The organism is Streptococcus bouchesdurhonensis (genome assembly GCF_948472335.1).
In genome coordinates this window covers 84,364-98,869 of sequence record NZ_CAOKTW010000008.1, presented here as the reverse complement: position 1 = coordinate 98,869, position 14,506 = coordinate 84,364, and the positions used below count along the sequence as shown (strand labels likewise).

15 protein-coding genes and 2 pseudogenes are annotated in these 14,506 nt (G+C 35.2%); 11 read left to right on the top strand and 6 right to left on the bottom strand.

Annotated elements, in window-relative coordinates; all coding sequences use genetic code 11:
- Positions 1–167: 167 nt before the first annotated feature.
- Positions 168–1,214: pseudogene (locus QMQ21_RS13280) on the top strand (IS630 family transposase).
- A gap of 593 nt (positions 1,215–1,807) precedes the next feature.
- Here the strand turns inward: QMQ21_RS13280 and QMQ21_RS13275 are convergent.
- Entirely contained in the window at positions 1,808–3,985 is a 2,178-nt protein-coding gene (locus QMQ21_RS13275) for a leucine-rich repeat protein (RefSeq protein WP_261814602.1), read from the bottom strand.
- Positions 3,986–4,406: 421 nt separating this feature from the next.
- Between QMQ21_RS13275 and QMQ21_RS13270 the strand changes: the two genes are divergently transcribed.
- Positions 4,407–4,670 (top strand): tyrosine-type recombinase/integrase, encoded by a 264-nt coding sequence (locus QMQ21_RS13270; RefSeq protein ID WP_371642489.1) that lies wholly within the window; start codon positions 4,407–4,409, stop codon positions 4,668–4,670.
- Between the two features lie 149 nt (positions 4,671–4,819).
- Here the strand turns inward: QMQ21_RS13270 and QMQ21_RS13265 are convergent, their stop codons facing one another.
- Together QMQ21_RS13265 and QMQ21_RS13260 are read right to left on the bottom strand one after the other, a co-directional pair.
- On the bottom strand, positions 4,820–5,395 hold the full coding sequence (locus QMQ21_RS13265) for a hypothetical protein (RefSeq protein ID WP_000185168.1): 576 nt from the start codon (positions 5,393–5,395) through the stop codon (positions 4,820–4,822).
- Between the two features lie 10 nt (positions 5,396–5,405).
- Positions 5,406–6,296: a hypothetical protein gene (locus QMQ21_RS13260; RefSeq protein WP_000097855.1), complete on the bottom strand. Its 891-nt coding sequence runs from the start codon at positions 6,294–6,296 to the stop codon at positions 5,406–5,408.
- A 336-nt stretch (positions 6,297–6,632) separates the two neighbouring features.
- On the opposite strand from QMQ21_RS13260, the gene QMQ21_RS13255 reads away from it, so the two are divergent.
- The 7 genes and pseudogenes from QMQ21_RS13255 (at position 6,633) to QMQ21_RS13225 (ending at position 11,728) form a co-directional block, all read left to right on the top strand.
- Positions 6,633–7,064 carry a hypothetical protein gene (locus QMQ21_RS13255; protein WP_261814601.1) on the top strand — a complete coding sequence of 144 codons (432 nt, stop codon included), beginning with the start codon at positions 6,633–6,635 and terminating at the stop codon, positions 7,062–7,064.
- A 245-nt stretch (positions 7,065–7,309) separates the two neighbouring features.
- Positions 7,310–7,624 carry a hypothetical protein gene (locus QMQ21_RS13250; RefSeq protein WP_025170852.1) on the top strand — a complete coding sequence of 105 codons (315 nt, stop codon included), beginning with the start codon at positions 7,310–7,312 and terminating at the stop codon, positions 7,622–7,624.
- A complete protein-coding gene (locus QMQ21_RS13245; RefSeq protein ID WP_261814600.1) occupies positions 7,624–8,712 on the top strand; it encodes a cell division protein FtsK in 1,089 nt (362 codons plus the stop codon). Before QMQ21_RS13250 ends, QMQ21_RS13245 begins: the two co-directional genes overlap by 1 nt.
- A 222-nt stretch (positions 8,713–8,934) precedes the next feature.
- A complete protein-coding gene (locus tag QMQ21_RS13240) occupies positions 8,935–9,312 on the top strand; it encodes a hypothetical protein (RefSeq protein WP_261814599.1) in 378 nt (125 codons plus the stop codon).
- Positions 9,313–9,514: 202 nt separating this feature from the next.
- Positions 9,515–10,167, top strand: a pseudogene (locus tag QMQ21_RS19595) (replication protein).
- Positions 10,168–10,180: 13 nt separating this feature from the next.
- Positions 10,181–10,444 (top strand): helix-turn-helix domain-containing protein, encoded by a 264-nt coding sequence (locus tag QMQ21_RS13230; protein WP_001196067.1) that lies wholly within the window; start codon positions 10,181–10,183, stop codon positions 10,442–10,444.
- Between the two features lie 66 nt (positions 10,445–10,510).
- The gene (locus tag QMQ21_RS13225; protein ID WP_000156559.1) at positions 10,511–11,728 is read left to right on the top strand and encodes a site-specific integrase; all 1,218 of its coding nucleotides are present in this window, start codon (positions 10,511–10,513) and stop codon (positions 11,726–11,728) included.
- 106 nt (positions 11,729–11,834) lie between these two features.
- Here QMQ21_RS13225 and rpsI read toward each other — a convergent pair whose 3' ends face one another.
- Positions 11,835–12,227, bottom strand: a complete 393-nt coding sequence (gene rpsI / locus QMQ21_RS13220; protein ID WP_000075973.1) for a 30S ribosomal protein S9 — start codon at positions 12,225–12,227, stop codon at positions 11,835–11,837.
- A gap of 19 nt (positions 12,228–12,246) precedes the next feature.
- Positions 12,247–12,693 (bottom strand): 50S ribosomal protein L13, encoded by a 447-nt coding sequence (gene rplM / locus QMQ21_RS13215; protein WP_001044624.1) that lies wholly within the window; start codon positions 12,691–12,693, stop codon positions 12,247–12,249.
- 352 nt (positions 12,694–13,045) lie between these two features.
- On the opposite strand from rplM, the gene QMQ21_RS13210 reads away from it, so the two are divergent.
- Both QMQ21_RS13210 and QMQ21_RS13205 read left to right on the top strand, forming a co-directional pair.
- Positions 13,046–13,363 carry a DUF960 domain-containing protein gene (locus QMQ21_RS13210; protein ID WP_031233617.1) on the top strand — a complete coding sequence of 106 codons (318 nt, stop codon included), beginning with the start codon at positions 13,046–13,048 and terminating at the stop codon, positions 13,361–13,363.
- A 6-nt stretch (positions 13,364–13,369) separates the two neighbouring features.
- The gene (locus QMQ21_RS13205) at positions 13,370–13,492 is read left to right on the top strand and encodes a hypothetical protein (RefSeq protein WP_258953693.1); all 123 of its coding nucleotides are present in this window, start codon (positions 13,370–13,372) and stop codon (positions 13,490–13,492) included.
- 76 nt (positions 13,493–13,568) lie between these two features.
- Here QMQ21_RS13205 and folB read toward each other — a convergent pair whose 3' ends face one another.
- Positions 13,569–14,381 carry a dihydroneopterin aldolase gene (folB, locus tag QMQ21_RS13200; protein ID WP_261814597.1) on the bottom strand — a complete coding sequence of 271 codons (813 nt, stop codon included), beginning with the start codon at positions 14,379–14,381 and terminating at the stop codon, positions 13,569–13,571.
- Positions 14,382–14,506: the final 125 nt, after the last annotated feature.

Below are 14,506 nucleotides of genomic sequence, written 5' to 3'. Positions count from 1 at the left end.
GTTTACTAAATTGTGATGCTTTACGAGCTTTCTTAAGACCTGGTTGGGGCACCACTTATTTCATCTAATTTCAAAGTGCTTTAAAATCAACGTTTTCATGGAGTCTCTAAAAATAAAATTTCAACTAATACTGGACTAAAATCAAAAAACATCTTATAATAGTAGTTATGAAACTTACAAACGAAGAAACACAAAAAATTGAACAACTCCTAAGAGATTCATCGTACGCCAAATATCACAAACGTCTACAGATTATTTATTTTCGCTCAAAAGAAAAGAGTTATAAGGAAATCATGGATTTGCTAGATTGCAATAAAACAACTGTTTGGAGGAATTTGAAAAAATATAAGGAGTTTGGTTTAGAAGCGCTTCTTCAGGAGACCCGTGGTGGACTCATAGAGAATATATGACTTACGAAGAAGAACAAGCATTTCTAAAACGTCATATAGAAGCTGCTCAGGCTGGGGAATTTGTAACTGTCAATCAGTTATTTGAAGCCTATCAAAAAGAGATTGGTCGCACTTCCACACGTGATGGTTTCTATTATCTCCTGAAACGACATGGTTGGCGAACGGTCACTCCTCGACCTGAGCATCCCAAGAAGGCAGACGCTCAGACAATTGAGACGTCTAAAAATAAAATCTACATTCGAGACCTTGAGTAAGCGCTTTAAAGAAGAGGGGACTTATAACAAAGTACGTTTGATGTACCAAGATGAAGCTGGTTTCGGAAGAATCAGTAAGATGAGTTCTTGTTGGGCTCCTCAAGGAATCCGACCTAGCATTCCTAGTCATTATATGCGAGAATATCGCTATTGTTATGGGGCAGTAGATGCTCAGACAGGAGATTCCTTTTTCCTCATTGCTGGAGGATGCAATACTGAGTGGACCAATGAATTTCTACGGCAAGTCTCACAAGCTTATCCAGATGACTATATTTTACTTGTCATGGATAATGCTATATGGCATAAATCAAGTACCTTAGAGATTCCAAGTAATATTGAGTTGGCTTTTATCCCACCTTATACACCAGAAATGAACCCTATTGAACAAGTCTGGAAAGAAATTCGAAAACGAGGTTTTAAAAACAAGGCTTTCCAAACATTGGAAGCCGTCATTGATAAGCTTCAAGAAGTTATTCAAGGACTGGAAAAAAGCGTTTTAAAGTCCACTGTCAGCAGACAATGGACAAGGTTGCTTTTTGAAAACAATTGAGTATAATTTCAATCAATTTCATCAAAATAAGGTAAATTTTCATTAAAAATAAGCTAAAATCGAACCAGAATATCAAAAGTTTACCTTATTTAGTTTTACAGAAGTGAAATAGGGATTCACTACACGTCAATATACGGTAGAAACCTTGATTTAAAGCGATTCTTGAAATTTCAAATTTCACTACATTGCAATAAAAATCAGCCGAATCACTACCTTTTTTTGAAATAAGAATATTGATTCGGACAATTAAAAGTAAGAGGAACTCAAATGTAAATTGGAGTTCCTTTTTTGTATATTTTTCAAATAACGCCTCTACACTATTTGTAGCAAATTCACCACTACAGTTTTATCTTAGTTAAAATAAGTTAGAATATGTAAGTGAGTATCAGATATACCAAGACATCGTCACCATCTAAGGTATATTCAAAATACAAAAGTTGACCAACTAGATTTCTGAATATCCTTATATATCCATTCTCAAAATTGGTTTAAATAGCGTAGTCTTTTAAACTAGTTTTGAGAATCCAAAAAATCTTCCTACATATGTAAGAAGATTTTTTAGTTCAGAATGATTAGATTTAGCTAATGGATACCTATCCTACCCACTCACCGTTAGCATTGACTCGATAGCCATCGGGTGTAGTGGTGTTTACTAATAAATCTCCTGAATTATAGGTATAGTACCATTTACCAGAAACTGTAAACCAACCTGTCTTCATAGCTCCAGCAGTATCAAGATAATACCATGATCCTTTGTCTTTAACCCAACCAGTAGCCATTGAACCTGATTCGTTTAAGTAATACCATAAGCCTTTATCTTTAATCCAACCAGTAGCCATTGAACCTGATTGGTTTAAGTAATACCATAAGCCTTTGTCTTTAACCCAACCAGTAGCCATTGAACCTGATTCGTTTAAGTAATACCATAAGCCTTTATCTTTAACCCAACCAGTAGCCATTGAACCTGATTCGTTTAAGTAATACCATAAGCCTTTATCTTTAACCCAACCAGTAGCCATTGAACCTGATTCGTTTAAGTAATACCATAAGCCTTTATCTTTAACCCAACCAGTAGCCATTGAACCTGATTCGTTTAAATAATACCATAAGCCTTTGTCTTTAACCCAACCAACTACTCCCTGATTAGAATTCTTTTTAGGTTTAGCTACATCAGTTTCAGTTTTACCTGTTCCTTCTTTAGGTTTAGCTACATCAGTTTCAGTTTTACCTGTTCCTTCTTTAGGTTTAGCTACATCAGTTTCAGTTTTACCTGTCCCTTCTTTAGGTTTAGCTACGTCAGTTTCAGTTTTACCTGTTCCTTCTTTAGGTTTAGCTACGTCAGTTTCAGTTTTACCTGTCCCTTCTTTAGGTTTAGCTACGTCAGTTTCAGTTTTACCTGTTCCTTCTTTAGGTTTAGCTACATCAGTTTCTTGTTTTATATTATCTACTTTTTCAACAATGATATCATTACTAGTAGATAAATTTGATTTAAGAACATCTTTTATATGTTCTGATGTTACATAGAACTTAACAGTTTCAGGAATTGCAAATGTATCTTTTTTCACAGAAAACTCTGTACTTTTATTCTTAATATGAATTTCCTTTAATGAATCTAAGACGCCACTTAGGAAGAAGGACGGCAATGAGTTGATATTATTACCAATTGTTAAACTTTTTAATTTTGGTAAACCGTTCATAACGTGTTTACCAAAATTTTTAACATTATCTGGTAATATAAGTTCTTTTAATTCTAAATTACCGTAAAAGGCTAAACGTTCAATAGTTTCTAAACTATTTGGTAAGCTAATTTCTTCAAGTTTAATCGCATCCGCAAATGCAAAAGTACCGATTTTTTCTAAACCTTCATTCAATTCGAGTTTTTTCAAGTAAGAATTTTTATTAAACGAATATGATGCAAGTTCTTTTGTCTCCTTAGGCGTTTTATAACTTTCGTCATTTTTTTGACTTGGATAATAAATTAATTGAGTTTTATCTTTTGAAAACAAAACACCATCAACTGAGGCAAACGATTCATTTCCTTCTTCAACATCAACATGTTTTAAGCTAGTAGTGAGTCTAAATAGATTACTTCCTAATGTTTTAACCGATTTTGGTAATGTTAGTTTCTCTAAATTTGATAAATTAGCAAAAGCCTCATGTGATATTAATTCTAATTTTGAACTTGAGGAAAAGGTTAGCTTTTTCAATTTTTGACTAAAAGAAAATGCACTTGTTCCAATATATTCTAGAGATGCAGGCAATTCAATCTCTTCTAATTCAGAAAAATCAAAAGCTCTATCTTCAATTTTCTCCAGCTGACTGCCTTTGTCAAAAATAATAGTTTTAGCTTTACTTCCATGGAAGCCTTTTTTTTGTATTTTTTTTATGCTTGATGGGATAGTAATAGAGCTAGGATAGTAGACAATTCTACCTGTTTCATCTGGATAATAACTAAAAGCTTGACTAGCTACTTCAGTAACGGTAAATACTTTATCACCTACTGTGATTTTTGTAGGAATCGTGAATGGTTTTCCATCTTGACCAGCTTCAAACTCTACAGGAGTAACTCCATTACCCACTTGAACAGTTCCTATGTTACCTTCTACAGTTAGAACCTTATATTTGATATTATTTTGTTGAATAATACTTCCAACTTTAGTCTCTTTGATTACTTCCGAACTAGGAGTATCTGCTAGGATTGGTTCATTAGGGACATATGCTGCTAAAATAACCGCAGCTGTAGTTAATGATAATATTGTAGTTTTTTTCATTTAAATTTCCTTACATATTTATTTTCTAATAGATATAAAATTATAACTTTGCTAGCCGTTGTTATAAAAAGTTTTATTCAATCATTATCTAGTAGAATAGAGTAGTACATTTTATAAATTGTCATCTCTCCATAAACATAGTATATCATTTTTAAATTTTAAGTCAAGAAAAATTAACCAATGTTAATTTTATTTTTAACACACGTTAATTTTATTTTTAACATGGGCTAAAAATAAAATTAACTGAGTAAAAACTCTCGAAATTCAATTCGCTATATTATCACTCAACTTGAACAAATACCAGAACCACAAAAAACAGATATAATTGATGCAATAGCAACTCTATTAAACAACATAAGAGACTGGGACAAAAAGATTTTGATTTCAGTAATTCTTTATTATAAATTTTTAAAATCGATAGATTAGACAAAAAAGCGAACGAAACAGAAAATCTTCACTCATATTCCCAACCATATACGGGAATTATATGTGCGATAGAAATGAAAGAGCAACTCTTAAAAAGCGTCTATCTGCTTTAGGACTACCAGACTATAGTTTTCACTTATTCCGCCACACACACGCTTCTATGATGTTAAATGCAGGTATCGCTATTACCTCAATAAATAATCCATCTAATTTCATTTCGTCTTTACCAAATTTGACGAGATTGACGACCTCTTCATAACGTCCTACCGCATTATTGACATCTTATAAGTTCGTTCTAGCTTTTGATAAGGCTTTGTCAATCTTTGGATTGACACTTTCATTTTGTGTCACAAACTCCATGCCGTAAGACGTTGCCACTCTTCAACTTCACGTTGAATTTTTACTTCTTTACTCTGTTTCGTTGCCATTACCAAAGCCTTTTAAAATGTTCTTTAAATTGGCTCTTTTAATTGCCCAGTGAGTCCTACTTAATTCCCAATCTTCTATTTTTAATTCTGATTGATGAAGTTCGATCAGATTTAAATCAATTTCACATTCTTTCTGAAAATCAAATTTTATATATCCAGCTCTTTTATCTATATCTACTAATTTTCCAAAAAATCCAGTTTTTATCTCTTGGTTCGCCTCACTATATTCTGGAAGGAATAAAGCTGGCAAACTCATTATTTCATCAATATCTTCTAAAGTGAATTGATTGAACTTTTGACTAATTGCTGAATTTGTGTATTGAAAAACCCTATCATTGTTTAAACTAAACGAGTTCTCTTCATACTTCTCATTGTAAATTATAAATAGGTTATAATATTCATTGGAAGAGAGTATCTGCCGTATAGGTGTAACATTAACGATATGATTTACACTGTTTGCTTGCTCAATATTATAAATTCTGTCCGCATTTTGTTGTAGTGGTTGTTGGGGAAATTCTGAGGGCAAATTATCCTGCCTTTTTAGTGAGTTTGTCAATGTATTCTCCTTAATTTAAATTTTCTACATGTTCTATGTTATAAATTTTGTTAGCATACTGAGTTATGATTTTTGGATTATTCAATACTTGTTGTTTCATAGATTCTTCACCTTCAGTATTAAATTTTTTCTCTTCTTCGTTCTCAGTATCTGATTCTTCAACATGCTCTTGTTCCACTATTCCAGCAGTTTGTTCATTCAACTCTTCCACACTTGGGTTATAACGAGTTATTTCTAAATTAGGCAAAGACTTTCCCAGTTCTGAGTTTCTGAATTTCCATGGCGTATTTTCTCCATTTTGAGAATACCATTCCTCAAATGTTTCTTTACCGAGTGTATTATCAATTTTATTTACAAATATATATCTCATCACATCTAACAAGAATGGCTCAATTTCTACTGTTGTAATACTTAATAATTCTGACTTAGATACAGTATTATTAACAGAAATCTTAAATCGTTCCGAAATATCAATTGTTTCATCATTACAGATTGTTTCTATAATAGCAGAAGCAAACCATTCCAATTTTTGCTCTGAAAACTTATTACTTATAAAAGCAGACATACTCTCAAGTGTGTCTTTTTTATTTTGCTTAACTGAGGTTTCAAAAGAATCAATAAAAGTTTGGTCGTCAAAGATCAAATATGATGTAGCAGATATCACACATTTTTTATATTCAGACACATTCTTTTTAAATGATGTCCCTTTAACTTTTAAAAGGGATTCCCCTGTAAAGTTCTCGATGAACGATAACATCATATCATCTTCATTTAAACCATCACTTTTATCAGTTACAACACCACGTACTCTTGTACTACGTACTCTTCTTCTAGTATTTCTAGCTTCAAGAATAAGCCCAAAGAGTATCCCTCCTGTTAGGCGTGGAACGTTAGATGACATTTTTTAACTCCTCTTACTTTATTTGGTAACTTTATCTACTTTATCTACATTTACAAGTAACTCCATCTACTTCATAATAAAGTTTGAAGATAAGGCAAATGTATATTTGATTCTATTATATCAAATTTCACAAGCGTTTTCTTCAGAATAATAATATTACCTAATTGATGGCCATCAAATGGACGGATTGAAACGAATATGAAAACTCAGACGATAACGGTCGAGTTCTGCATATATCTGTTTATCCGTTTATTTGGTGTGCCCTTTTCACATCTATCGGTATTCAGTATGGCTCATTGAAGTTTCTTTCCGTCCTAAGGACAGAAAGGAACCAACATGAATAATATATATGAAGAAATTTCTAAAAAGAAATTAAATGAAAAACTCGTTAAATCTCTAACTCCAGAAGAGCAATCTTTCTGGCTTGAATGGCTAAATGAGAGTGATAGACATGAAAATAGTTATGCTCGCCAATGTCGTCGTAAAGAAATAAGTCTAAACTCCAAAATAAACAATGGAAGAACAAATAACGAAACAACTCCACTTGACTTGTTTATAGATGATTCCCCTAATCCTCTTGACTTTCTCATTCAGACAGAAGATGAAGAATTTACCTTAGCTCAATTGCCAAGATTAAAAAAGGTTCTATCTGAATTAGATGAACTTGAGACATTATCTTACTTTGCCATTCATTTGAAGAATATGAATATACGTATAGGGGGAAACCTATATAAACTACAAGAAACTTTCTTTCAGAGAAATGGGTAGAAGATTAAATGAGGACTATCGTAAAATCCAACGTAAGATACCGAAAATAATGTCTTATATAAAAGAAAGACTCACAGAATAATTGAACAAAAAAATTAGGCCTTTTTTGCTCAAAAATGGTTCAACTACCCTTAATTTTGTCCATTAATTAGGAGGTAGTTTTAAAAGTCCAGCTCATGACCTCAAACCGAGCTTGTCTCTTCTTAGTTTTTAAGCTTCATATAGAAAGGTATATCCATATGAAAATCAAACCACAACACCGAAAAGGCGGTTACTCAAACCATATCGCTCAACAATACGTTGACCTCAACGCTCCTATCTACTTACTGAGTGACGAACTCGAACCCCAACAAAAGTACGAAAACAACAAACCAACAGGGGAAATTGTCGCTTATAAGGCTTGGTTCGGACAAAAAGGACTTCCGCCTTTTCAAGTGAAATTTACAGAAGCACCTGAACTGCCAGACTACCTATCTCTGGTTTCATTTGAAGGTCTAATGGCATGCGAAGTTAACTACAATGTCTACTTCAAAGCTGACGGATTGAAAGAGGTGAACTAATGGTTTCAACTCTCACACAAAGAGAGTTGGAACAATACCTGTTACAGAGCCTAAATATGGGTTTGGGCTCTGTATTACAGGGTGAAACATCCTACACCAACTCTTTTAACATTCTTGTCCGAGAAGACGGCTTTATCTTTGTCCCTCGTCTACCATGTGGCTTTATCATTGATGATGACTTGTATCAGAAGATTTTTCTAATCGCAAACGCCTCCCTCTATCCTCAATATACGCTATTGAAACAAAACTCTGCTTACTTTATCGCCTTAAAGTCAGAGGATATTCATGTTCAGCGTGGCTTATTCTTTCCATGGAAAAAAGGAGTTTCGGAGCGCTTGGTCATTCCAGACCTTGAGATATTTACCTCGTCTCTAAAGGGTAATAATATTCCTATCATGAAAAATCTAGCCATTAACTATGATAAGGTAACTTCTTTGGCTATTGCTGGTAATTACGGTAGTGGGAAAAGTTACGCTTTGACTTATCTACTTAGTGTCCTGAAAAACATTTCTGACCTAATTATTATTGACCCTAAGTTTGATACACCATCACGCTGGGCAAGAGAACACCAAACTCCCGTTATTCACCCCCATGAAAACCGCTCTAAATCTGATTTTGTTTCAGAAATTAATGAAAACCTGAGCAAGTGTATGACCATCATTCATAAAAGGCAAGCCATCTTGTTTGAAAATCCACGTCATGAATTTAAACATCTAACCATTGTTATTGATGAAGTACTAGCCTTGTCAGAAGGAGTCAACAGAACCATCAAAGATTCTTTCTTCTCTTTATTGTCTCAAATCGCACTACTGGGACGAGCTACACGTGTTCATTTACTTCTAGTCAGTCAACGCTTTGACCATACAACTATCCCCGTATCCGTTCGGGAACAATTGAATGTTCTGATACAGATTGGAAACATTAATAAAAAGACCACACAGTTTTTGTTTCCCGACCTCGACCCTGAGGGCATCGTTATTCCGATAGGCAAAGGAACAGGACTTATACAGATTATTGATAACGAACATCCTTATCAAGTTTTCCCCCTCCTCTGTCCCACCTATTACACCAAGAAAGGAATTTTATAGACTATGAGAAAAACGAATTTTCAAAAAACCATTCATCCAGCAACTACTTTTTTATAATGGGAATCCTATCTATGTTTATTTCAATCTTATTGAGGCTTGGAATGAATCCCTTGGAAAACAGTATCTATTTCACATCTCTGTTTGATTTCCTGCGCTTGCTTCACTTTATCAGCTCATCTATTTCTTTATTGTCCCTTCTCTTATTCCTTGGATTAGTTGGCTATGAAATTAAGATACGCCACAGAGAAGATAAAATATCAAACCTCTTTAAGTCCATTACACAGACTTTCTCTTCTTCTATTTCTGATTCAAAGAGAGTACTCAGAAACTGTAAGCACAAGCGAGCAAGGAAACACAAAGAGATACAACCCTATCAACAAACAGTTCAATAAAGCGATTCAGAAAGTGGTTGTAGATATACGAGAGGAAAGCACAACATTGATTATTCCTGTCCCCAAATCGCAACAAGCCATTAGAATTCTAAAAGATTTGGAAACAATCATCAGTGAAGAAATTTCTAGTCGCAATCCTGACTATTATTTTTCAAGACCTGAAAGAAAGGGCATGGACTTCTACTTTATCGGAACAAGACGTAAATAATAGGACGGGCGCTATGGCGCACGAAGTAAGCGCCACCTAGCGCCCGTCTGCTTGGTATATGGACTAACGGGTTACTACGACCCCGTTAGTCCAATAATCAATAATCACAGAAATATCAAAAAAGCGTCTTCCACCTTCCGAAAGAACCCTTCTAAATCTCCTTATAGATAGAAATACAATTTGAAAGCGAGGTATGTTGTATATGTCAAAAGAACAACGTTCCAACAAGTGGGCTTTTCTTTTCTACAGAGAGAGCGCCCCAGAAAACTATTTAGAAATCCTTGAAGACCTTCATATTCCCTTTATCTTATCCCCTTGGCACGATAAAGACGTTAATAGAAGAACAGGGGAACTTAAAAAAGCTCATAAGCATGGCGCCTTTTTCTTCGATTCACTCAAAAGTTATTCTCAAGTATCTGAACTCATCAAGGATAAATTAAAGGGACCTGCTCATGTAGAACCTATTATGTCTCAAAAGGGATGTATGACTACTTTGTCCATGCGGAGAATCCTGAGAAAAGTCCGTACGATATCAAAGATATAGAAATTGGATGCGGATTTGAATTGGATAAATTCCTCATAAACCATAACAACGATGATTTTCTATCAACTATTATTGACGTGATAGACAAGAATAATTTCACTGAATTTAATCATCTGGTTAGGTATGCGAGAGAAGAAAATCCGACCTTATTAAGACTTATCGTAGATAAAACTTACTTTTTTGCCAAGTATTTAGATTCACGAAGGTATAGTACAGATAAAAGCAAAATAACTTCATCAAAAGCTCCCTTGACGAATACTCCTAATAAAACTAGAGACATCATATCAGACTCTACTTTAATAGAAGTATAACGGAGGAAAAGCTATGCAAGTAATCTTACCAGATGAACAAATTCATCAAATTCAACTTTTACTCTCTAATCTTATAAAGAAAGAAATCAGAGAGCAATTAGACAAGAGCGGTATCGATAGTCCCTATTTGAACAAACAACAAGCTTGTAACTATTTAGGTATATCAAATAATACACTGGATTCTTGGATTGTAAAAGGCTTACCCAAAATCAAAATCGGTAAAACGATTCGATTCCATAAAGACGCTATCGATCAATGGCTAAACTTACATAACTAGAAATATCAAGATTTTTGTTTTATAATAGTCATGATATTTTCTGGTTCGATACACAAGGAGAATATCATGACTATCACTAAAACACAAAATGGTACTTATCGTTTAAAAATCTACATTCCAATAGATGCACGAATGCCACTTGGCATCGTCAACAACAACTATTACGATAAACGATTCAAAACAAGAAAGGAGGCAAGACAAGCAGAAATAGACTTGCTTACCAAGTTAAATCAAATTGAAGATAATGAATTTACTGGATTAGGTAAAGGAGAAATCCTTTTCTCAGACTTCTATCATAATATTTGGTGGGATTCCTACAAATCAGGACAAACAACATCTACTGTTAAACCACCAAGTAAGTCAACTATCTCTAATACTAAAACTTGTTTCGAAAGACATATATTGCCACTTCTTGGAAATTATACAATACAGTTTCTAAATCAAAACAAGCAGGTTATTTTAAACCTTATGACAGCAAAAGCTAACGAATATGCGAACTTTAAATCTTTACGTAGCTATGTGATTTCTATTTTTGATTGGGCAGAAGAACTTGAATATATAGAAGCTAATAAAGTTGCCAAAATATTAAGAAGAATAAAAGCCACTAAAAAGATTCAACTTGATGAGTCCAAGAGAGAGGAAGATTTATATCTGACACACGAGCAACTACAAGACTGGTTCTTAGCCTTTCAAAAAGATTTAGAGGACGAAAAGATTTCACTCAAAGATTATGTCCTATTCTATCTCACATTCTTTTTAGGGGATAGAAAGTCTGAATCCTATGCGCTACAATGGAAACATATTGACTTTGATAAATCGCAAATTCAATTACTCCAAGCATTAGATAGATATGGAGAAGTAAAATCAACAAAAAGCAACAAGAAAACTGTCTTTTCTGTTTCAGGTGACTTACTCCAATTGCTCAAAAATTGGAAAGAACAACAAAGATATGAATTAGCAAAGTTCGGCATCATCAGTAATCCAGAACAATTTGTTTTTACATATATCGACACAAAAGGAAACATCAACAAGCCTTTACATGCTGACTATCTGAACAATAAAATGAAAAGTATTAGAAAGCGACATAAAGAACTAGCACACGCTACACCACATAAACTGCGACATACAGGAGCAACGCTGGCTAAACAAGCAGGAATGAGCTTAGAAGCTATTTCTGAAGCACTAACACACAGCGATACAGGTACAACTCAAATTTATGTCAATACTTCTAACGTTGTTCCTATGACCGTTGGTGAATTTGCTTTAAAGTCTCTAAAACAATAAGGTAAAAATAAGGTGAACTTTGAGGTGAATTTTTTTAAAAAAGACGAAAAAAACACCCATAAGGTAAACTTTTGGGTGCTTTGAAACGTTGATATAATCGTATTGATTAACGTTTACTAAATTGTGATGCTTTACGAGCTTTCTTAAGACCTGGTTTCTTACGTTCAACTTTACGTGAGTCACGTGTAAGAAGTCCTGCACGTTTCAATGAATCGCGGAAGTCTGGGTCTACTTGAAGAAGGGCACGAGCGATACCGTGACGGATAGCTCCTGATTGACCAGCGTATCCACCACCTACAACATTAACGAAAACGTCGTATGAACCTACAGTTGAAGTAACTGCGAATGGTTGGTTGATGACAAGACGAAGGTCAGCGTGTGGGATGTACTCTTCAACATCTTTTTTGTTAACAGTGATTTTACCAGTTCCTGGAACAAGGCGAACGCGTGCAACAGCGTTTTTACGGCGTCCAGTACCTGCATATTGTGCTTGTGACATACTTTATTTGTTCCTTTCCTTAGATAAGTCCTGAAATGTCAAGAACTTCTGGTTGTTGTGCAGCATGAGTGTGCTCAGCTCCAACAAATACTTTCAACTTCATACCTTGAGCGCGTCCAAGTGTATTGTGTGGAAGCATACCTTTAACTGATTTCTCGATCAAACGTACTGCATTTTTAGAACGAAGTTCACCTGCAGAGATTTGTTTCAATCCACCTGGGTGGTTTGAGTGAGTGTAGTAGATTTTATCAGTTGCTTTTTTACCAGTTAATTTAACTTTTTCAGCATTGATAACAATCACAAAGTCACCTGTATCAGTGTGTGGTGTAAATGTTGGTTTGTTTTTTCCGCGAAGTACGCTAGCAACTACTGCAGAAAGACGTCCAAGTGGTACATCAGTTGCGTCAACTACGTACCATTTACGTTCAACTTGGCCTGGTTTAGCCATAAATGTTGTTTTGTTCATGATTTCTCCTATATATAGTTCGATTTTTGTTTACGGTGATGGGTGTTCCTTCCCATCGAAAAGTATTTGGAAGGTTGGGGCCTTTCAAATGGGGTAAACAATACCGCTTACTATCATACCAAATTTCACCCCTAAAAGTCAATAGATATGAAAAATATTTTTCGGTAACTTCTCAAAGTAACTGAAAGTTATATAATCAAGTTAATTTGGGAATTTACCTATTAACTTCGGGAGATTTTTGGGATTTTTTCCTTATTTTTCCCTGTAGCTAAAATCCTTTTCAAAAAATTACCTTTTCTTGATTTTTAATCCTATTTGTTGTATGATAAGGGAAAAGAAAGGGGGCAGAGATATGGCTTTTACCAATGCCCACATGCGGTCTGCTAGTTTTGGCATTGTTACCAGTTTGCCTGATGACGTTATTGACTCTTTTTGGTATATCATCGACCATTTCTTAAAAAATGTCTTTGAATTGGAAGAAGAACTTGAGTTTCAATTGCTTAATAACCATGGAAAAATTACCTTCCACTTTTCAAGCCAACACCTCCCTACAGCCATTGATTTTGACTTTAACCATCCTTTCGACCCTCTGTATCCCCCGAAAGTACTGGTTTTAGATATGGACGGTAGAGAGACTATCCTCCTCCCAGAAGAAAATGACCTATTTTAATACTCAATGAAAATCAAAGAGCCAACTAGGAAGCTAGCCGCAGGTTGCTCAAAGCACTGCTTTGAGGTTGTGGATAGAACTGACGAAGTCAGCTCAAAACACTGTTTTGAGGTTGCAGATGGAAGCTGACGTGGTTTGAAGAGATTTTCGAAGAGTATAAAAACTCTAGCCTTCAGTTGCAAGTGACTGAAAACTAGAGTTTTTTCTATTGTTTCCAAGCATTATACAAGTTGCGAATAGGTTGCTTTAATGTCGGATGGATAAAATGAGGCGCAATTTCTTGTAGAGACTCAAGAACAAAAAGGCGTTCTGCTATGTAAGGATGGGGCAAGATAAGCTCATCTGTATAAATGGCCTGGTCCTCCACAAAGAGCAAGTCCAAATCAATCAAACGAGGTCCCCAATGCACTTCTCGCACCCGTCCCATCTCTGTCTCAATAGCCAACAATGTTTCTAACAAGACTGGGGCAGGCAACCATGTTTCTACCTCAACCACCTGATTAGCAAAGCTATCCTGCTCCACACCACCCCAAGGCTCCGTCGCTAAGACACTGGATTCTTTGAGAATATGGATACCTCGATTTCGCAGTTTATCAATGGCTTGTTTCAAGTTTGCTTGCTTATCTCCCATGTTGCTTCCTAGGGCGATCAAGGCTCGTTGCTTACGGCGATGGATGGTTACTGAGCATGTATCTAGTGGCAAATGCACTGGCGCCCAAGGCTTTTTCAGTTCCAACTTGATTTCTTGGACAAGAGGATAGGTCTCAAAAGTACGTTCTACCAGTTTATAGGCTACCGTTTCAATCAAATCCTCACTCGTTTCCTGAAACCAAGTCGTCCACTGCTGGCACAATTCTCCGTAATGGACAGAGGCTGCTAAATCCAAATCTGTCGCTGCCTTGGTCATATCATAGGATAGGATAGCTGAAACGACAAACTTCTGCCCCAATTCCTTCTCACTGGGAAAAAGACCATGATAGGCAAAAATTTCCAAATCCTTAATCTGCAGTTGATCCATAATGATTCCTTTCTAGAAAAATCCGCCCAAAGCGGATTCTTTTTATACTCAATGAAAATCAAAGTGCAAACTAAGAAGCTAGCCGTAGGCTGCTCAAAACACTGTTTTGAGGTTGCAGATGGAAG

Excerpts from the sequence above, each read along its gene's own strand:
- QMQ21_RS13225 (WP_000156559.1), top strand. The coding sequence starts at position 10,511 with ATGACTATCACTAAAACACAAAATGGTACTTATCGTTTAAAAATCTAC.
- QMQ21_RS13205 (WP_258953693.1), top strand. The coding sequence starts at position 13,370 with ATGAAAATCAAAGAGCCAACTAGGAAGCTAGCCGCAGGTTGCTCAAAG.
- QMQ21_RS13240 (WP_261814599.1), top strand. The coding sequence starts at position 8,935 with ATGAAATTAAGATACGCCACAGAGAAGATAAAATATCAAACCTCTTTA.
- QMQ21_RS13210 (WP_031233617.1), top strand. The coding sequence starts at position 13,046 with ATGGCTTTTACCAATGCCCACATGCGGTCTGCTAGTTTTGGCATTGTT.
- QMQ21_RS13245 (WP_261814600.1), top strand. The coding sequence starts at position 7,624 with ATGGTTTCAACTCTCACACAAAGAGAGTTGGAACAATACCTGTTACAG.
- QMQ21_RS13255 (WP_261814601.1), top strand. The coding sequence starts at position 6,633 with ATGAATAATATATATGAAGAAATTTCTAAAAAGAAATTAAATGAAAAA.
- QMQ21_RS13230 (WP_001196067.1), top strand. The coding sequence starts at position 10,181 with ATGCAAGTAATCTTACCAGATGAACAAATTCATCAAATTCAACTTTTA.
- rpsI (WP_000075973.1), bottom strand. The coding sequence starts at position 12,227 with ATGTCACAAGCACAATATGCAGGTACTGGACGCCGTAAAAACGCTGTT.
- folB (WP_261814597.1), bottom strand. The coding sequence starts at position 14,381 with ATGGATCAACTGCAGATTAAGGATTTGGAAATTTTTGCCTATCATGGT.
- rplM (WP_001044624.1), bottom strand. The coding sequence starts at position 12,693 with ATGAACAAAACAACATTTATGGCTAAACCAGGCCAAGTTGAACGTAAA.
- QMQ21_RS13275 (WP_261814602.1), bottom strand. The coding sequence starts at position 3,985 with ATGAAAAAAACTACAATATTATCATTAACTACAGCTGCGGTTATTTTA.
- QMQ21_RS13260 (WP_000097855.1), bottom strand. The coding sequence starts at position 6,296 with ATGTCATCTAACGTTCCACGCCTAACAGGAGGGATACTCTTTGGGCTT.